The 17,605-nt window shown below is 39.4% G+C and carries 21 protein-coding genes; 4 read left to right on the top strand and 17 right to left on the bottom strand.

The annotated features are described in order from the left end of the window. The first annotated feature begins 27 nt into the window (after positions 1-27). A complete protein-coding gene (locus EXE30_RS02010; RefSeq protein ID WP_130160964.1) occupies positions 28-1,149 on the top strand; it encodes a DUF2306 domain-containing protein in 1,122 nt (373 codons plus the stop codon). 224 nt (positions 1,150-1,373) lie between these two features. Then, positions 1,374-2,243, top strand: coding sequence for a DMT family transporter (locus EXE30_RS02005; protein ID WP_130160963.1), 870 nt, complete (start codon positions 1,374-1,376; stop codon positions 2,241-2,243). A gap of 143 nt (positions 2,244-2,386) precedes the next feature. Here EXE30_RS02005 and EXE30_RS02000 read toward each other — a convergent pair whose 3' ends face one another. The 6 genes from EXE30_RS02000 to EXE30_RS01975 all read right to left on the bottom strand — a co-directional run bounded on the left by EXE30_RS02000 (position 2,387) and on the right by EXE30_RS01975 (position 7,940). Further along, positions 2,387-4,597: a TRAP transporter large permease subunit gene (locus EXE30_RS02000; RefSeq protein ID WP_130160962.1), complete on the bottom strand. Its 2,211-nt coding sequence runs from the start codon at positions 4,595-4,597 to the stop codon at positions 2,387-2,389. A 179-nt stretch (positions 4,598-4,776) separates the two neighbouring features. Further along, positions 4,777-5,358, bottom strand: coding sequence for a rhombosortase (gene rrtA / locus EXE30_RS01995; RefSeq protein WP_130160961.1), 582 nt, complete (start codon positions 5,356-5,358; stop codon positions 4,777-4,779). A 124-nt stretch (positions 5,359-5,482) separates the two neighbouring features. Beyond that, positions 5,483-6,526, bottom strand: a complete 1,044-nt coding sequence (locus EXE30_RS01990) for a hypothetical protein (protein ID WP_130160960.1) — start codon at positions 6,524-6,526, stop codon at positions 5,483-5,485. Between the two features lie 357 nt (positions 6,527-6,883). After that, positions 6,884-7,090 carry a hypothetical protein gene (locus EXE30_RS01985; protein WP_171457311.1) on the bottom strand — a complete coding sequence of 69 codons (207 nt, stop codon included), beginning with the start codon at positions 7,088-7,090 and terminating at the stop codon, positions 6,884-6,886. Between the two features lie 210 nt (positions 7,091-7,300). Next, positions 7,301-7,696, bottom strand: a complete 396-nt coding sequence (locus EXE30_RS16035; RefSeq protein ID WP_130160958.1) for a hypothetical protein — start codon at positions 7,694-7,696, stop codon at positions 7,301-7,303. Further along, positions 7,683-7,940, bottom strand: coding sequence for an FAD assembly factor SdhE (locus EXE30_RS01975; protein WP_130160957.1), 258 nt, complete (start codon positions 7,938-7,940; stop codon positions 7,683-7,685). The genes EXE30_RS16035 and EXE30_RS01975 overlap by 14 nt, the downstream gene beginning before the upstream one ends. Positions 7,941-8,129: 189 nt before the next feature. On the opposite strand from EXE30_RS01975, the gene EXE30_RS01970 reads away from it, so the two are divergent. Further along, positions 8,130-9,302: an acyl-CoA dehydrogenase family protein gene (locus tag EXE30_RS01970; RefSeq protein WP_130160956.1), complete on the top strand. Its 1,173-nt coding sequence runs from the start codon at positions 8,130-8,132 to the stop codon at positions 9,300-9,302. Positions 9,303-9,354: 52 nt separating this feature from the next. Here EXE30_RS01970 and EXE30_RS01965 read toward each other — a convergent pair whose 3' ends face one another. Further along, positions 9,355-9,855, bottom strand: coding sequence for a DUF2059 domain-containing protein (locus tag EXE30_RS01965; protein ID WP_130160955.1), 501 nt, complete (start codon positions 9,853-9,855; stop codon positions 9,355-9,357). A gap of 138 nt (positions 9,856-9,993) precedes the next feature. Further along, complete coding sequence (locus EXE30_RS01960; RefSeq protein WP_130160954.1) at positions 9,994-11,484, bottom strand: flavin-containing monooxygenase; 1,491 nt, start codon at positions 11,482-11,484, stop codon at positions 9,994-9,996. 431 nt (positions 11,485-11,915) lie between these two features. Here EXE30_RS01960 and EXE30_RS01950 point away from each other — a divergent pair, with 431 nt between their 5' ends. Next, positions 11,916-12,407 carry a hypothetical protein gene (locus EXE30_RS01950; protein WP_130160952.1) on the top strand — a complete coding sequence of 164 codons (492 nt, stop codon included), beginning with the start codon at positions 11,916-11,918 and terminating at the stop codon, positions 12,405-12,407. 152 nt (positions 12,408-12,559) lie between these two features. Here EXE30_RS01950 and rplQ read toward each other — a convergent pair whose 3' ends face one another. From rplQ to rpmD, 9 genes are all read right to left on the bottom strand, one after another. Beyond that, a complete protein-coding gene (gene rplQ / locus EXE30_RS01945; RefSeq protein ID WP_004672979.1) occupies positions 12,560-12,925 on the bottom strand; it encodes a 50S ribosomal protein L17 in 366 nt (121 codons plus the stop codon). 18 nt (positions 12,926-12,943) lie between these two features. Beyond that, positions 12,944-13,951 (bottom strand): DNA-directed RNA polymerase subunit alpha, encoded by a 1,008-nt coding sequence (locus EXE30_RS01940; protein WP_004660372.1) that lies wholly within the window; start codon positions 13,949-13,951, stop codon positions 12,944-12,946. Between the two features lie 18 nt (positions 13,952-13,969). Then, a complete protein-coding gene (rpsD, locus tag EXE30_RS01935; RefSeq protein WP_004672983.1) occupies positions 13,970-14,596 on the bottom strand; it encodes a 30S ribosomal protein S4 in 627 nt (208 codons plus the stop codon). 12 nt (positions 14,597-14,608) lie between these two features. Next, positions 14,609-14,995, bottom strand: a complete 387-nt coding sequence (rpsK, locus tag EXE30_RS01930; RefSeq protein WP_001040166.1) for a 30S ribosomal protein S11 — start codon at positions 14,993-14,995, stop codon at positions 14,609-14,611. 19 nt (positions 14,996-15,014) lie between these two features. Then, positions 15,015-15,371, bottom strand: a complete 357-nt coding sequence (rpsM, locus tag EXE30_RS01925; protein WP_004672984.1) for a 30S ribosomal protein S13 — start codon at positions 15,369-15,371, stop codon at positions 15,015-15,017. 107 nt (positions 15,372-15,478) lie between these two features. Then, the gene (gene rpmJ / locus EXE30_RS01920; RefSeq protein WP_000867907.1) at positions 15,479-15,595 is read right to left on the bottom strand and encodes a 50S ribosomal protein L36; all 117 of its coding nucleotides are present in this window, start codon (positions 15,593-15,595) and stop codon (positions 15,479-15,481) included. 20 nt (positions 15,596-15,615) lie between these two features. Further along, positions 15,616-16,935 (bottom strand): preprotein translocase subunit SecY, encoded by a 1,320-nt coding sequence (gene secY / locus EXE30_RS01915; protein ID WP_171457309.1) that lies wholly within the window; start codon positions 16,933-16,935, stop codon positions 15,616-15,618. Between the two features lie 45 nt (positions 16,936-16,980). After that, complete coding sequence (rplO, locus tag EXE30_RS01910; protein ID WP_130160951.1) at positions 16,981-17,421, bottom strand: 50S ribosomal protein L15; 441 nt, start codon at positions 17,419-17,421, stop codon at positions 16,981-16,983. Positions 17,422-17,424: 3 nt separating this feature from the next. Next, positions 17,425-17,601: a 50S ribosomal protein L30 gene (gene rpmD / locus EXE30_RS01905; protein WP_130160950.1), complete on the bottom strand. Its 177-nt coding sequence runs from the start codon at positions 17,599-17,601 to the stop codon at positions 17,425-17,427. Positions 17,602-17,605: the final 4 nt, after the last annotated feature.

Genomic DNA, 17,605 nt, shown 5'->3' with positions numbered 1-17,605 from the left:
GCAGTATTGTAACAAGGTCGGTTATTAATGAATACCATTCAAAAAAAGAGAATTAACAAGATTTTATATTTTCTACTTTTGATATTTGTAGTGATATACGCCCCCATGTCGATGGAATATTTTGCCAAATATTTTTATTCAGATAGTCCTCGGTTGTGGGATAATTTTTTTGTATGGTTTGTTGGTGAGCAACATGCACTTGGTGTAGGATCGACTGAAATCGAGCAAGCTATACCGTATACACAATCTCGCGTTCCTATGCTCTTTCACTCCATTTTTGGTGGACTCTCAATTCTTATTGCCATACATCAATTCTATAAACCCTACAGAATTCGATATCCACAAAGACATAAAATTCTGGGCAGACTCCAAGTGATTGTTGTTACAATTACAGTTATTGGCTCTGTTATGTATTTGATCAATACGTCTGCTGTGGATACGTTCAGTGGAATTGGTTTCCACTATTTACTATGGCTATTGGCAATAGGAACCTTGCTCAGTCTATATCTCGCCGTATGGGCCATCATAAAAAAAGACGTCCTGGCACACCAAGCATTAATGATTTTTAATTTTGGCGCTTTACTTTCAGCACCTGTTTTAAGATTAGAGTGGTTGTTTATCGGTCAAATTCCAAATATGACTCAAGAGTTATCAAATTTATATAGTGCATTGATTTTTGGATATTTACTCACACCTGCGGCCATTATTGTTTCTCGTCTGACGGATTTTCGTAAGCAAACTTTGTCCTCACCTCCTTCAAAACTGAATCATTACTCCCCTTTCTTAAACTTAGGTTTAATACTCAGTTGCTTGTTATATATATTTATCACGTATCTTTACTTTGATTTGTTCAAAACTTTTGATGCATTTTTCTACATCATCATGTCTTTAATTGTCATGACCTTCGTTGGATATGTCACGATGCTGTCTTTGAATAAATATCAGAAAAGATGGATTGCCTATCGTGAATGGCTTATCCATGTAATTAGCTTTGCAGTGTTACCAATATTTATATTAATCAATTGGTATTTCTTCACCTTCTTCTATACGACGCAAATTGCATTTCAAATTGCAGCGATGACGACCCCACCCGCAATTTTTGGTTTAGGTTATGTCTACATGGCTTATTCTAGAAAAAGAATGATATAAATTAGTCATATAGGTCTTGTTATTATTTACGATATCAAGACCTATATACGCAACAACGAAGACGCTATATAAAAAAGTAAATTATTTAAACAATAAGACTTATAATCCATTTAATTCCTTATTCTCAGTCGATTTGATAAGAGATTATCCTCATCCAATTAGAATAGTTTCATTACCCGAACCTTTCTCATCAATACAATCATGATAGCGATCCACCCTCCAAAATGAATGTAATCAAAAAAGATAAAAGTCTGATTCTGGCTATTGCATGTCTCATGCTCTCTGCACTTTTATTCTCGGTGATGGGGATCTGTATTCGCTATGCTTCCCATACTGTTGATAACTACACCATTGTATTTTTCCGTAACATCGTTGGACTTATTCTGTTTGTCCCCTTTATCTTTCAACAGGGTTTAGCTTTTGTAAAAACAGAAAAACTATGGATGCATACATGGCGTAGCTTGGTCGGGCTTGCAGCAATGTATGGTTTTTTCTATGCCATTGCACACCTCAAACTCTCCAATGCAATGGTATTTACTTATTCATCCCCGATTTTCATTCCACTCATCGCATGGTTATTTTTAAAAGAACGAATCACAGCAGCGATGCTTTGTGCCGCAGCTTTAGGATTCATTGGTGTATTTTTCGTTGCCAAACCTGATCAAGGCTTGCTGAACTGGATTGCTATAGTTGGGATGACATCAAGTCTATTGGCTGCTCTCGCCTTTGTCACAGTACGGGCACTGACTCGTACAGAACCCCCTGAACGAATTGTGTTTTATTTCTGCTTGATTGGTTCATGCCTTTCTGTGATTCCGATGTTTTGGGTGTGGCGCCCATATCACCTCAAAGAGTTATTTTTCCTAATCAGTGCAGGTATCCTTGCCAATACCAGCCAAATCTTTATGTCACACGCTTATCGTCTTGCACCTGCTGGTCAGATTGCACCAGTGAATTATATGGCGATCATTTTTGCTGGGATTTGGGGATTTTTTCTTTGGCAAGAAATCCCTGATATATATAGTTTAATTGGCTTTAGTTTTATTTTGATTGCTATCTTTTTATGCAGTCCATTCATACTAAAACAAAAATAAGCCGTTAAGGAGCACATGAGACAGAATCGTATTTGTTTTTGGGAATCCTCCCCTAAGCCTAATTAAATTACCTATAGAACAAATTTGTCTTATTGTTCAGGACATAAAAAAGCACCCGAAGGTGCTTTTTTATTCGTTAATCCTTATTGATACCAACCGAACAACTTAAAGTAATACGGTACGTAGGCAACAATTAAGATTGCAGGAACCATCACTAGTAACGGTAGAATCCAACGCTCAAAACGATAGTAGAATGATTTATGCTTCACTTCTGCATCTGCAGCCCTCACCTCATCATCACCAATCGCTTGTCGTGCCAATAAATGGTTCAAAGCAACAGGTGGCGTGACATAGCCCAGCTCAAAACCAACCAATGCAATCATCCAGAAGTGGACAGGATCAATCCCATACTGATACGCCACAGGCGCAACAGTTGCGGAAATAAGAATAACTGCACCGAATGGATCCATGATCATACCGACCAAGACCATAAACACCACAACTAAGGAAATCACCACAAACATACTACTGATGTCACGAGGGAAAGCTTCCATGACTTCAATGTGCTCGAGGAAACCACCAACGCTGACTGAAAGTGCCATCAAAATGACTAATGCACCAATATGTCCAACAGTTTCCGTCGTTGAAGTATGTAATGCTTTGCCAAATGGAACGTGACGCTCAGGGTTACGTGGGTCATCCGCTGGATTCACTGGTGGTACTGGCTGAGATCCATCTGATGGTGCTGTATAGGTGTTTAAAGTACTGTCCCAATGCCCAACAGGCGCAAGCGGTGCAGGTTCTTTACGCAACTTATCAAACAATACCATCAACAATAGAATCACAGGCATCATGACAGGTGCAGTAAATTCATTCAGCTCAGTTGATAATGCATGCTTATAGAACAACCAAATTAGAACGAAAATTACGATATACGGCGCTACAGGAACGAAGGCACGTAACGACTTCGGTAAAGCGACTTTTGGAGGCGCAATACGGAATTTTTGCTCAGCAAAGAATAATGCAATCACCAAGAATAAGGTTGATGTCAACAAGAAGACATACATACCATGTTTATACAGTAGATCTGTAGTCACTTCTTTGTTTAAAGACGCTACAACCACAATTAATAAACACGGACGTAAGACCACACCAAGCGAACCAGATAGTGCCGTAGCCGCTAAAGCAAACTGACGACGACCACCCGCATTCCAAACTTCTTTATAAATAATTGCACCAGCAGCAATAACGAAGATACCAGATGCACCGGTATAAGCTGTTGGCAATGCAGCCGCAATCAAGATAAGCCACGTTAAGGTTTCAGGAGCTAAGTTCCACGGACGTAAAATATTTAAGAATAAATCGACAATACGTGTTTGCTTAAGCAACATACCTGCCCAAATAAACAAGGCAAGATTGAGGAAGATATTTGCGAATTCAACCAATTGACCAAGGTAAATCCCTTGCCCCATCGGATAGTCCATAAAGAAGGTAAATGCAATCCCCGTAATAATCGCCATATATGCATACAATGGGATACTGAGGAAGGCCAAACCAATATTTCCACCTTCACGTGTCGGTGGTGGTGACTTCACTAAATGGAATAAACTAATTAACGTGAGTGCTCCAAATAAAATCATCCAAAGCCAATAAATAACACTCATTCCTGAACCGAAAGGTACACCTGAATTCAGGACAGAATTATATTGGCTATACACTGAGTAGGTGAGTAAAGCATTACCCAACACCATGGCAGTGTTATAAATACGGAAATCAATTTTGGTTGCAGGACTACGTAAACCAATATGATGTGATTTTATCGTCGCACTGATTGCAGCGAATAAAACCATAATCACTAAAAATAAAGCGCGATTCTCGGAACCAAATTTAAAAATACCAAAAAAGGATGTTTCGATATTTCGATAGGTCCGGACGCTTGGATTAGCCTCAATATGTGCCATTGCTTTATCATAGAATTGATATTTTTCTTCACACTGTTGCTTTGCAGCAAGCAATGACGAACGCACATCTGATTCTGATGCAACACCAAACATACTAGCAAACTCATCCGCAGCATTAATTTTCATCTGCTCTTGAACTTGCGCATCTATATTCGGATTAGTATCACAGGTGGGTTTCGTCGGTTCAGCACGTAGAAAAGAATATTGCATACCTGTATTAGGATCGCCATATAAACGTTCCCCCATACGCAATAACTGACCATGAATCATCTCACCTGTACCAATAACGAGCGTCATTAATAGTAAAACGAGAACAACAAAGGTCGATATCCACTCTGTCCAGATATAACTCAGCAGACCTAATCCAGACTTTTTCTCTTGATCATTTTGCATGTCTATTCCAATTTATTGTTATCAACATCCATCCAAAGATGTTGAATCATGCGATATCCATGGTTGATAGATAAATGAATTTACCCTTTGAATCACCAGTCCCTTTTAAACCGCTTAAATTTGCAGCAATCTCTTTCAAAAAAGAATGGCTACAATCAATTTTTTATAGGTTGTTTTTATCAACTTGCCTGCGCTCTGCCTTTTCCATTTATAGATAAATAACCTAAACCACTTAAGACACCACCAATTGCACCAATCAAATGTGCCTCCGTTAGCACGGGGCTACCGATTAATTTAGCTGTGCCGGCTTGTCCAAAGGTGTTTTCCCAAAGTAGCTTTGCAGCAACCAAAACCAAAACCAAAATGGCAAACTTGCGTTCCTTTGGATACTGCAAATACACCAAGCTTACTGCAGTATATAAACCATGCAGAACGCCTGATAATCCTGCATATGCATCTATATAAGGTAAATAAAAATAAAAAATGAGGCTAATAAATGGCGGTAGAATCAATAACAGCGCACATAAATGCCGATTAAGTACATGAGGAAAAATAAACGGTAAACATGCAAATGCCAACATATTCAGTAAAAAATGCATCCATCCAACATGCACCCAATGCGCAGTCCACAAGCGCCAAAACTCATCAAGTAAACTCGGTTTCCAATAAATGAAATGATCTGAAAAGACTTGTAAGCACGCTGATATTGAAATACATACAGCGATCAAAATGACTTTCCGTATCCATATTTGATCTTTCATTTATTTACACCTCTTCAAAAACAGACCTTTTACGATTCACAAATCATAAATACTTTGTTCATCGAGAACTGTAAAAGGTCGTTTAATTCAAGTTACTCAACAGGCTTCCTGCTGGAACAGATGATTATTCATCACCATCGAATAATGCATCTAACTCTGATGAACTTTGTTTTTCTTCATCCCAGAACGAAGATAGACCTTCATCACTTGCTCTGACACCTGTATTTTCAGTCCAGTAACGGTCCGCGATACCACGCACCATCAAACCAGCCATTTGGTCAACTAGTCTAAATTGAGGATTTGCTGGTTTGTCTTCACCTGAAGCGGCAGCATAAGAACGTAATGCATCACGCAGTTTCGCATCATCACCACTTGCTTGAGCAGCAATAGCATATAATGCATGCGCTAAACGAACGCCTTTCTTCTCACCAATTTGCATTGATTCTTTCATGGTTGCATAAGGTTCAGGTTTTCCATCACCAGCGCCAGGTAATAAAGTCCAAATCACTGCACGGGTCGCCATTGGCGCGCCCCAATATTTTTCATTATCCAAGCATGCCATGCCACGCTCAACGATCCCTGCGATATCTTTAGGTACATTGACTGCGCCACCAGAATTAATATCATTGGTCATTGCTTGTAAGCCATTCACCATCCCTAGCAAATACACCGTTTGATCGAGATCATTACGCATAGTTGGGCAGGAATCGCCTAATTTATATTTATATTTTGTTTCCCAGCGGTTTTCGAAAAGCTGATAACTGGTATATTGACGTTGAGCCGCAATCGCTGCCCAACGTTTTTGTTCAATACGTGCATCTTGTGCTTCAGTAATTTGTCCTGCTTTTGCTGCTCGCAAATAACGTAATTCTGCTTCTAATGCTTGATTTTCAGCACAAACACCAGATGCTGTATACAACAATACCGCCATCCGCGTTGGATCGGCTCCCATCTCTTTGGTCGACATCACAGCTGGCGTTAAAGCATTCCCCGAGTTACACACCATTTCAGCATCATCCATTGCTAAAATTGGCGGTACAATATGTCTTTCACCAAAACCTAGAGCAACATTTGCCCCAGTTTTAATCACATATGAACACCCTGTTAACATTGATGTTGTTAAAAACGCAACCGCCACGCCCTGTCCAACTTTATGCAGTCTAGACATACTTCCTGTCCTCTAATTAATTTATTTTCCTTTTAATCGTACCTTATCAGATGCCATACTCGAGTTAAAGAGTAATTGCTCTAATTTTGACATAGATATCTTGACACACTTCACAGAACAATGAATTGACAGATATTTGGGAATATAGGAATTTCAGGCAAAAAAAAGTAGCATTGCGACGGTTCAGCACATGCTACTTATTAACTGGTAAAATCGTGAAACTTTTATATTTTAGTTTTGTTGAAAATAATCCTTAAGTAACGTTCCAGCTCTTCCTACTACAATTGCCATAACAATTGCAATTACTAGAAACATCCACATTGAAATCTCCATAGAGACCTCCTACACATTGTGTGTCTACTTTTGATAGACACTAGATTGGCGCTCATCATCAATATTCATGAGAGTATGATATATTGATGACACCTTCAATCTCTTTCTCTTGTTCACTCCAATCTTAGATTGATGTGATTCAAGAAGTTCCCTGAGTAAAGTTCCTGCTCTTCCTACTACAATTGCAAAAATGACTGCAATCACCAGAAACGACCATGTTGGAATTTCCATCATTTTGGACCTCCACCATACTTTACGTTGGTGTTTGTACTTTAACCAAAACACATCCAACTTGATCGGCATATTGTCTGACAATCATAATTTTCATGATTTTTTAGAGTATTTAATCTAACAATTTAAAGAATACAGGAGTGAAAAATAGGTAAGTAATTGAATTATATTATTTTAATAAAAATATACAACTGCACAATTGTCTAACAATTAGACAAGTTTTGCCAATATTTTCAGATTTTTCCACTGTAAAATTGATAACTGGTCCCACCAAATGATATAGGGTTGATGCAAAGGATCATCAAAATAGATCACGATATAGCATTGATGATCGATCATTTTAGTAATTTTTCTGCGTTGAATAGACTGGGGGAAATGATGAAAACAGAATATCCAATCTTGATCATCTAAAAATTCAAAATGCTGTATTTGAGGTTTCTTTTGAAATACAAACCAAGCCACTCCCATAATAACAACGCTGAGCAACCACAAGAATATAGAGAGAAAAGAATACAATAGACTTATAATGACAATAAAAATAAAGAGTTGCAGAACAATAGCAAAGCGACTGTATTGCAACTCAAAAACACGGTTAGCCGTGTACATAGTTTTTTAATTTTAAAATAAAATCTTTCAACTCGGTGCGCGGTGGCTCCCCGACTTCCATAAACCAATCCAACAAATCAGGATCTTCTTGATCAACTAACTCTGCAAATAATGCTTTTTCCGCGACATCTGCACTGAGATAGTAATTTTTAACATAAGGGTCAAAATACACATCGATTTCTTTCAATCCCCGACGTGCGCGATAAATTACCTTACGTTCTTCCAGTGTCATTTCTTCAGACATGCTTTGTTCCACTATGCAACAATTTCCCTATAGTGTACTCGATCGCCCTATAAAGTTCGCAGAGATTTTTCTTAGGTGACCAAATACATCAATCAAATTGAGCATTGATCACATTGTTCAATATTTTCGATTTCTTGTATCGTGATAAGGATCATTTTTAAATCCAATAGACTAGGGAAAAAATAACAAATGCAATCAGGTGCTATTCGTCCAATTCCAAATATGTTACCGCGTAAACTTTTTACTTCAGATCACGAAGCATTTCGCGAAACCGTACGTAAGTTTTATGAAAAAGAGGTTGTTCCAAATATTGAAAAATATGAGCAGCAACAACATGTCGATCGTGATTTGTGGAATAAAGCTGGCGAACTTGGTTTACTCTGTACCACCATGCCTGAAGAATATGGTGGCTCAGGTGTCGATCGACTATACAGCATGATTCTGATTGAAGAACAAGCTTATGCGATGGACTCAAGCACAGGGTTCTCCTTGCATTCAGATATTGTTGCCAATTATATCAACAACTTTGGAAATGACGCGCAAAAGCAACAATGGCTACCGAAAATGGCAACAGGTGAAGCCGTTACAGCGATTGCGATGACAGAACCAGGAACAGGTTCAGATTTACAAGCCGTTCGCACCACGGCCGTGCTTGACGGTGATGAGTATGTGATTAATGGCTCTAAAATCTTTATTACCAATGGTTATCTTTGTGACATGGCCATTGTGGTCTGTAAAACTGGCAACAATGAAAAAGGTTCAGCCAATTTATCTCTGATTATTGTCGAAGCAGATCGTGCAGGTTTTAGTAAAGGTAAACCTTTGAATAAAATCGGTATGAAAGGTCAAGATACCTGTGAATTGTTCTTTGATGATGTGCGTGTGCCAAAAGCAAACCTTCTGGGTATGGAAGGCATGGGCTTCATGATGCTGATGAAAGAGTTGGCATGGGAACGTATGCTGGTTGCAATCATTTGCCAAGCAGGTGCCGAAGCTGCATTTGCCCATACAGTGCAATACACCAAAGACCGTAAAGCTTTCGGCAAAGCAATTGGAACATTCCAAAATACCCGTTTTAAATTGGCGGAGTTACGGACTGAAATTGATTTTTGCCGTACCTATTTAGATCGTTGCATGGAGTTACAGTTAGAAGAAAATTTAGGTGTTGATGCCGCAGCAGCAGCTAAATATAAGATTTCTGACATGTTCTCCAAAGTGGTAGACGAGTGCTTACAGCTACATGGCGGTTATGGTTATATGTTGGAATACCCTATTGCGCGGGCTTATATCGACAATCGTGCAAACCGTATCTATGCAGGCACCAATGAAATTATGAAAGAACTTATTTCACGTACCTTATGATCCCTATGTAACCCAAAAAAGGAATAGTGCTAATGCGCTATTCCTTTTTTATTTACTTCTGCTCAACCTTTTCAGCTGGTTGAACAGCAGAGGGATTCATCCTTGCCATTAATTGTTTCACCGTCGGGTTTTCTATATGTTGTTGCATGGTAGTATTTAAAGCGGTCCGTGCATATTGTGTGGTGAAATGTGCAACCTCACTCCCTACTTCACTGGCTTTCGTCGCCCAGACTTTTCCTTCAGTAGATTGATAAAAGGTTAATGCAGCTTGTAACTCTTTTTGGCTAAACGTTTCGACATAGCGCTGAACAATAAACTGCTTTCTTTGTTCACTATTTAAGTTTTTAACTAAATCCACATAAAAGCTTTCTGGTATATCTTTCGGCAAACGCATCCGAATTTGCTCTAAAATCATTTTGTCGGTACTTTGCAGGCCTTGCTCTGTTCCATCAATGGAAACCAATTTCTGTGCAATCGCTTCTTTTTGCTTTACATCATTTGCAAAAGTTAAAGTACTGAATAATAAAGTCCCCAAAATTAATATCTGCTTCATCACACTTCCCTTTCTGATCAATTTTTTTTAATGTGCTCAATATACTCGATATTTAAATTATTTAAAGAATATCCATTCAACATTTAAACAAAAAACCCTATATAAAAACATAGGGTTTTTTGGACTACAATTCAGCCGTTATGACACTAATTTAGGTTTACGATCTGCTTGTTCATCACGTTTACTAAATTGTAAAATACCATCATTAAATTTCGCATTTTTCAATTCTTTACGGTCAGCCAGATAGTTATTAGTTACTTTCCAAGGTGCACGACGACCTTGTTTAGGCATCACATCAGCTGCACGTGCGATATAACCTGATGATAAGCTACCCATCACTGTATCTTCCATCAAATCAGCTTGGTTACCCAAAGCAATCACCTCATCAAAACCATTCTTGTCCATGTGATTGAGTAAGCGGCAAATATAATCAGCAGCAACATCAACCTTTAAAGTCCAAGATGCATTGATGTAACCAATAATCATCGCCATATTTGGAACATCACTCACCATGACACCTTGATACAACATATGATGAGAGGTATTCATTGGCTTACCATCTATCGAACCTTTCACGCCGCCTAGAATCTGAATTTCTAGACCTGTAGCAGAAATTACAATATCAGCGTCCAAGTGCTTACCAGACTTCAATTGTACGCCGTTCGCAGTAAACTTCTCGATTTGGTCCGTTTCAACACTGGCATTGCCTTCACGTAATGCTTTAAATAAATCACCATCTGGCACAACACATAAACGTTGATCCCAAGGATTGTAGGTAGGAGTAAAGTGTTTCATATCTACTTTACCCTTAAGCTGTAATTCAATGCCTTTCAACAACAAACGACGTACAGTTTTCGGATGTTTTTGTGCAAGTGCATAAATTGCACGTTGCATCCCGATATTACGTGCACGGGTAAATTTATATGCAGTTTCTTCTGACATAAATTTACGGGTTTTTTCATAAATAAAGTCAATCGAAGGAATACTTGCAATATAAGATGGTGAGCGCTGTAACATCGTGACATGCCCTGCTCCACCTTTCACCATTGAAGGAACGAGAGTAATTGCCGTCGCACCACTACCAATAATGACAACTTTCTTACCTTTATAATCTAAATTTTCTGGCCAATGCTGTGGATGGATCAATTGACCTTTAAAATCTTCTTGATGAGGAAATTTTGGTGCATAACCTTGATCATAGTTGTAATAACCAGTACAACCCAATACGAAGTTCGCTGACCAAGTTTGTTTTTTCTTATTATTGTCTTCAATCTCAACCAACCACTTTTTCTTAGTAGAGTCATAGTTTGCAGAAAGGACACGATGGCCAAAATGAATTTTCTCTTTTAGCTTAAACTCATTAATAACTTCAGAGAGGTAACCCTTGATTTCTGGGCCACTTGCCAAAACTTTTTCTTTCGCCCATGGCTTAAAATTGAAACCAAACGTTGACATATCAGAGTCAGAGCGAATCCCTGGATAACGGAATAAATCCCAAGTTCCACCAAAACTTTCACGACGCTCTAAGATTTCAAAACTACGTTGTGGACAGTTTTTAGAAATATGCACAGCAGAGCCAATCCCAGAGATTCCTGCACCAATAATTAGAACATCAACTTGCTTTTCCATTTTTTTTATACCTAGTAGAAACTATGAGTTTATTAAAGCACAAATTTGACAATACACAATGTCAAGTTTAGTCATTCATCGGTTTTTTTATATCAGTTCGGGACATTTTGCAGAAAAACTGAGGTTAAAACATTTTTGAGATTTACGATTGAATTTGAATTTTTAAAAAAAATTGTTAGCCTCACTTATATATATTTGCCGTAAATACTTTAGCAGAATAGCTTTAATACAAATGAATAAGAATGAAATGTTAAGTGTTAAGTGTTAAGTGTTAAGTGTTAAACAATATCTCGCAGAGAAGCTTAGTACACTGAAATATAGAGCGGTTTACAACAAAACAGTGCTTAAAGGTAAAACTTTAAGCATTCCGTGTAAGCTGTATTATGTTAGTTTTAGAAGCTTAATAGCAGCCATAATCTTCGAGTCTAGGAATGATAGTTTTAAACCACCAAATGAGTGAATTCTTGTTATCAAGGGGTAATACTCCTATTCCCGAGACTTTAGAACTTAAGATATTAGAAGGCTTTTATGAACATGCTGATACTATTGTCTTTGCTTTTTACAAAGACCGATTAGAACACTTGGACTATGATACCGTCATTAGTAGATATGGAGATCTAACGGGATTTGAAGCATCCACTAATAGAATTCACATAGATGATTACATTCATAATGAAAATTTTACTACAAATGAGATAATAAACATCGGTTTCTCATTAGTTCAATTAGTTCAAAATTTATGGAATAAGTTAAGAGATGATGAATGTAGTATTATCTTATCATCTGATTTAGAAAGTGATTTCGGGAGTAATGCATCACTTACTTTTCATAAAAAAAGAGCAAATGAAATATTAATGGATAGCCTAGATGGCTGTCTTCAAGCAGTATTCATTTGTGACAACAATGACTCAATCACTATTTAGGCTTAAATTAAAGTTGGCTTCATTTCACATGATGTAGACATCTTTATGCCATAGAATGCCGATATTTCTTAAACGAATCTTGAAATACAGCCAATAAAAAAGGTTGGCTTTCGCCAACCTTTTTTGGAACAACTGTTCTACACGTAGAAGTATTATTTTACTTCACGGTCAACGAGTTCAACGTAAGCCATCGGTGCAGCATCACCTGCACGGAAGCCCGCTTTAAGAACACGAAGATAACCGCCGTTACGTTCTTTGTAACGAGGGCCAAGAATGGTAAATAATTTACCAACAGTTGCTGCAGAACGAGTACGAGCAAACGCTAAACGACGGTTTGCTACTGTATCGTTTTTAGCCAAAGTGATTAAAGGCTCAGCAACGCGGCGAAGTTCTTTCGCCTTAGGCAAAGTTGTTTTAATTAACTCGTGCTCAACTAAAGCATTTGTTAAATTTTGGAACAACGCCTTACGGTGGCTGCTTGTACGGCCTAATTTCACACCACTATTACGATGACGCATGGTGATAGTCCTACTTAATTAACGGCTACGATAGGCAAAACGGTCATCCATACGGAGACTAGCTGGTGGCCAGTTCTCTAAACGCATGCCGAGTTGTAAACCTTTCGATGCCAAAACATCTTTGATCTCAGTTAACGATTTTTTACCTAAGTTTGGAGTTTTTAACAACTCAACTTCAGTACGTTGAACAAGATCACCAATGTAGTAAATATTTTCTGCCTTCAAACAGTTAGCAGAACGAACAGTTAGCTCGAGATCATCTACTGGACGAAGCAAGATTGGGTCAACTTCTTCGCGAGGTTCTTGAGCCACAGGCGTTTGATCTTTCTGAAGATCAACAAAAATTGCAATTTGTTGTTGCAAGATCGTTGCCGCTTTGCGGATTGCTTCTTCTGGATCAACAGTACCATTAGTTTCAAGATCGATCACTAGCTTATCAAGATCAGTACGTTGTTCTACACGAGCATTTTCAACTGTGTAAGACACACGTTTAATCGGGCTATAAGAAGCATCTAACTGTAAACGACCTACTGGACGTGTTTCGCCTTCCGGGAAACGAGAGTCAGATGTTTCATAACCACGACCTTGAGCAACTTTAAGGCGCATTTTTAATGAACCAGAAGAACTCAAAGTACCGATTAAATGATCAGGGTTAACCACTTCAACATTATGAGGTAAACGAAGGTCAGCAGCTGTTACATCACCTGCACCTTGTTTCTCTAATGTCAAATATGCTTCATTTTGATCGAACAGCTTAATAGACAATCCTTTTAGGTTCAGCAAGAGCTCGACGATGTCCTGCTGCAAGCCTTCTAAAGTACTGTACTCGTGCTCGACGCCTTCTATTTCTACTTCTACCACAGCAGCGCCAGGCAGAGAAGACAATAGAATGCGACGTAAAGCATTACCTAGAGTATGACCAAAGCCACGCTCTAAAGGTTCCAGAATCACTTTTGCCGAGGTCCCGCTCACCGCTTCGACCTTGATCGCTTGCGGAGTTAGAAACTCGTTTGCAGTACGCGTCATTTATTGCTACCTCAAGGATTATTTAGAATACAATTCTACAATCAAGCTTTCGTTGATTTCAGCAGGTAAATCAGAACGATCTGGTGCAGCTTTGAACGTACCTTCCAACTTAGAATGATCAATTTCCATCCAAGCAGGTGTACCACGTTGAGCAGCTAATTCAATTGCATTTTTGATACGCAATTGTTGCTTAGCACCTTCATGTACCGCAATTACATCACCCGCTTTTACTTGAATAGACGCGATGTTTACACGACGACCATTTAAAGTAATAGAACGGTGACTGACTAACTGACGAGCTTCTGAACGTGTAGAACCAAAACCCATGCGATAAACAACGTTATCAAGACGGCTTTCAAGCAATTTCAACAAGTTTTCACCTGTTGCGCCTTTCACACGAGCAGCTTCTTTATAGTAATTACTAAATTGACGTTCTAACACACCGTACATACGACGTACTTTTTGTTTTTCACGTAATTGTAGTGAATACTCAGATTGCTTACCACCACGAGCCGCACCATGTTGACCAGGTGCTTTATTGTGCTTTTTGGTTTTAACATCAAACGGTTTAACGCCTGATTTAAGTTGCAGGTCTGTCCCTTCGCGGCGAGAGAGTTTGCATTTTGGACCAATATAACGAGCCATGAATGTTTCTCCTTACACGCGACGTTTTTTAGGTGGACGGCAACCGTTGTGAGGAATTGGCGTCACATCGGTAATGCTGTTAATTTTATAACCCACTGCGCCTAATGCACGAACCGCAGACTCACGACCTGGACCAGGACCTTTTACAAGGACGTCTAGGTTTTTCAAACCGTAATCCAAAGCTGCTTTACCAGCAACTTCAGCAGCTACCTGAGCAGCAAACGGAGTTGATTTACGTGAACCACGGAAGCCTTGTCCACCAGAGGTAGCCCAAGCCAATGCATTACCTTGACGATCGGTAATCGTTACAATGGTGTTATTAAAAGAAGCGTGAATGTGTGCAACACCTTCAGAGACGGTACGAGTGACCTTCTTGCGTGTGCGAGTATCTTTAGCCATCTTTTAGCTTCCAGAAATCTTACTTTTTAATCGGTTTGCGCGGACCTTTACGGGTACGTGCGTTAGTTTTGGTGCGTTGACCACGGACAGGCAAGCTGCGACGATGACGAAGACCACGGTAGCAGCCTAAATCCATTAAACGTTTAATGTTCATGGAAATTTCGCGACGTAAATCACCTTCGGTCGGAACCTTAGCAACTTCTGCACGAATCGCATCAAGCTGTGCATCGTCCAACTCACGAATTTTCGTAGTTCCAGCAATACCTACAGCAGCTAAGATATTCTTAGCTGTATGGCGGCCGACACCAAAAATATACGTGAGGGAGATAACAGCATGCTTGTTATCCGGAATGTTTACACCGGCAATACGAGCCATTCACTTTTCTCCAAAAAGGCAGCAGAGATAATCAACCGCCCCACAAAAATCTTGAGGGGCGGATAATAACCTAATTAGCCTACTGAAATCAACAGGTCTTAATTAAATTAACCTTGACGCTGCTTATGACGAGGTTCTGCGCTACAAATCACGCGAATAACCCCATTACGACGGATAACTTTACAGCTACCACAAATTTTCTTTACAGAAGCTTGTACTTTCATGATGAAACCTCTAAGTGCGCTTATCCCTTCGGATGAGCAGTCGTTTTTCTCATTAACGTTTGATTGTCATATTGATGCGAAGTAAGGTGTGCTTGAAGTTGTGCCATGAAATCCATGACTACGACAACGACAATCAGCAATGATGTTCCACCCAAATGAAATGGAATACCAAACGAACTTTGCAGAACCATTGGCATTAAACACACCACGGTAATGTAGATTGCACCAATAAACGTCAAACGGTTAAGAATATGATCTAAATAACGAGCCGTTTGCTCACCTGGACGGATACCAGGCACATATGCTCCGCTACGTTTTAGATTCTCTGAAACTTCTTTCGGACTAAAAACTAGCGCCGTATAGAAATAACAGAAGAAAATAATTAACCCGCCAAAGAGCATTAAATACAACGGCTGTCCAGGCGATAACACTAATGCCAAGTCTTGCAGACTACGCTTTACAATCCCTGCATTTGGATCAGTACTCCCTAACCATTGCCCCAAACTCGCTGGAAATAATAACAGTGAGCTTGCGAAAATCGCTGGAATAACACCTGCCATATTAATTTTCAATGGCAAATGCGTTTGCTGTGCAGTAAACACCCGACGACCTTGCTGCTTTTGAGCATAGTTTACTGGAATACGACGTTGTGCTTTTTCAATAAACACAATCGCAGCGAGAACTGCTAACGATAATAAACCGAAGACAGCTAATCCAATTAAACTACCTTGACCATTCTGAACAGACGAGAACGACTGAATTACAAGATTTGGCAAACCAGCCACAATCCCTGCAAAAATGATCATTGAGATACCATTACCAACACCACGTTCGGTAATCTGCTCTCCCAACCACATCAAAAACATTGTTCCTGCAACAAGCGAAGTCACTGCTGGAACATAGAATGCCAAGCCTGATGTCAAAGTAATACCCTGACTAATCAAACCAGCACACATCCCTATACCCTGCACGAGTGCAAGAAATAAGGTGCCGTAACGTGTGTATTGATTGATTTTACGTTTGCCTTGCTCGCCTTCTTTTTTCAAAGCTTCTAACGAAGGAACCACCGTAGACATCAACTGCACAATAATCGATGCAGAAATGTACGGCATAATCCCTAACGCTAGAATTGACATACGTTCCAGTGCACCACCAGAGAACATATTAAATAAGCCTAAGAAGGTACCTTCATTAGCCTTAAAAAAGCTCGCTAGTGCCACACTGTCAATGCCTGGCAACGGAATATGCGCTCCTAGTCGAAAGACCAACAACGCGCCAATCAAGAACATTAATCGACGAATAATTTCACGATATTTCACATGAAATGGTTGGCCTTTCATCATGTTAACATGACCAGTAGAACTAGGAGTCATAGACACTCGAGATTACTCCTCGACCTTACCGCCAGCTGCTTCAACAGCAGCTTTAGCGCCTTTAGTCAACGCAACACCTTGTACAGTGAACGCGCGAGTGATTTCACCTGAAAGCACGATGCGAGCACGAATTTGGTCACGACGAACTACATTCGCAGCTTTTAAAGTTTCAAGGCTAACAACATCGCCTTCCACTTTATTCAATTCAGACAAACGTACTTCAGCAGTTTTCAAAGCAATTTGGCTAGTGAAGCCGAATTTTGGCAAACGACGATAAAGCGCTGTTTGACCACCTTCAAAGCCTGGACGAACGCCACCGCTTTTACGTGATTTTTGACCTTTAACACCACGGCCACCAGTCTTACCAACGCCAGAGCCAATACCACGGCCTAAACGACGGTTATCACGCTTAGCACCTTCTGCTGGTGCAAGTTCATTTAAACGCAGAGTCATGGCTTATTCCTCTACACTAACCATATAGTAAACTTTGTTGACCATACCACGGTTAGAAGGCGTATCTTGCACTTCTACAGTATGACCAATACGACGCAGACCTAAACCCTGTAGGCAAAGTTTATGATTTTTTAAACGATGCGAAGCAGATTTAGTCTGGGTAACTTTAATCGTTTTCATGATT

The organism is Acinetobacter halotolerans (assembly GCF_004208515.1).
In the GTDB taxonomy this organism is placed as follows: domain Bacteria; phylum Pseudomonadota; class Gammaproteobacteria; order Pseudomonadales; family Moraxellaceae; genus Acinetobacter; species Acinetobacter halotolerans.
Note: the sequence above shows the minus strand (reverse complement) of the source record. Positions and strands in the feature narration are given on the sequence as shown.

Bases quoted from the DNA above. Each gene is read 5' to 3' on its own strand.
- EXE30_RS02010 (WP_130160964.1), top strand. From the start codon at position 28: ATGAATACCATTCAAAAAAAGAGAATTAACAAGATTTTATATTTTCTA.
- EXE30_RS02005 (WP_130160963.1), top strand. From the start codon at position 1,374: ATGAATGTAATCAAAAAAGATAAAAGTCTGATTCTGGCTATTGCATGT.
- EXE30_RS02000 (WP_130160962.1), bottom strand. From the start codon at position 4,597: ATGCAAAATGATCAAGAGAAAAAGTCTGGATTAGGTCTGCTGAGTTAT.
- rrtA (WP_130160961.1), bottom strand. From the start codon at position 5,358: ATGAAAGATCAAATATGGATACGGAAAGTCATTTTGATCGCTGTATGT.
- EXE30_RS01990 (WP_130160960.1), bottom strand. From the start codon at position 6,526: ATGTCTAGACTGCATAAAGTTGGACAGGGCGTGGCGGTTGCGTTTTTA.
- EXE30_RS01985 (WP_171457311.1), bottom strand. From the start codon at position 7,090: ATGGAAATTCCAACATGGTCGTTTCTGGTGATTGCAGTCATTTTTGCA.
- EXE30_RS16035 (WP_130160958.1), bottom strand. From the start codon at position 7,696: ATGTACACGGCTAACCGTGTTTTTGAGTTGCAATACAGTCGCTTTGCT.
- EXE30_RS01975 (WP_130160957.1), bottom strand. From the start codon at position 7,940: ATGTCTGAAGAAATGACACTGGAAGAACGTAAGGTAATTTATCGCGCA.
- EXE30_RS01970 (WP_130160956.1), top strand. From the start codon at position 8,130: ATGCAATCAGGTGCTATTCGTCCAATTCCAAATATGTTACCGCGTAAA.
- EXE30_RS01965 (WP_130160955.1), bottom strand. From the start codon at position 9,855: ATGAAGCAGATATTAATTTTGGGGACTTTATTATTCAGTACTTTAACT.
- EXE30_RS01960 (WP_130160954.1), bottom strand. From the start codon at position 11,484: ATGGAAAAGCAAGTTGATGTTCTAATTATTGGTGCAGGAATCTCTGGG.
- EXE30_RS01950 (WP_130160952.1), top strand. From the start codon at position 11,916: ATGATAGTTTTAAACCACCAAATGAGTGAATTCTTGTTATCAAGGGGT.
- rplQ (WP_004672979.1), bottom strand. From the start codon at position 12,925: ATGCGTCATCGTAATAGTGGTGTGAAATTAGGCCGTACAAGCAGCCAC.
- EXE30_RS01940 (WP_004660372.1), bottom strand. From the start codon at position 13,951: ATGACGCGTACTGCAAACGAGTTTCTAACTCCGCAAGCGATCAAGGTC.
- rpsD (WP_004672983.1), bottom strand. From the start codon at position 14,596: ATGGCTCGTTATATTGGTCCAAAATGCAAACTCTCTCGCCGCGAAGGG.
- rpsK (WP_001040166.1), bottom strand. From the start codon at position 14,995: ATGGCTAAAGATACTCGCACACGCAAGAAGGTCACTCGTACCGTCTCT.
- rpsM (WP_004672984.1), bottom strand. From the start codon at position 15,371: ATGGCTCGTATTGCCGGTGTAAACATTCCGGATAACAAGCATGCTGTT.
- rpmJ (WP_000867907.1), bottom strand. From the start codon at position 15,595: ATGAAAGTACAAGCTTCTGTAAAGAAAATTTGTGGTAGCTGTAAAGTT.
- secY (WP_171457309.1), bottom strand. From the start codon at position 16,935: ATGAAAGGCCAACCATTTCATGTGAAATATCGTGAAATTATTCGTCGA.
- rplO (WP_130160951.1), bottom strand. From the start codon at position 17,421: ATGACTCTGCGTTTAAATGAACTTGCACCAGCAGAAGGTGCTAAGCGT.
- rpmD (WP_130160950.1), bottom strand. From the start codon at position 17,601: ATGAAAACGATTAAAGTTACCCAGACTAAATCTGCTTCGCATCGTTTA.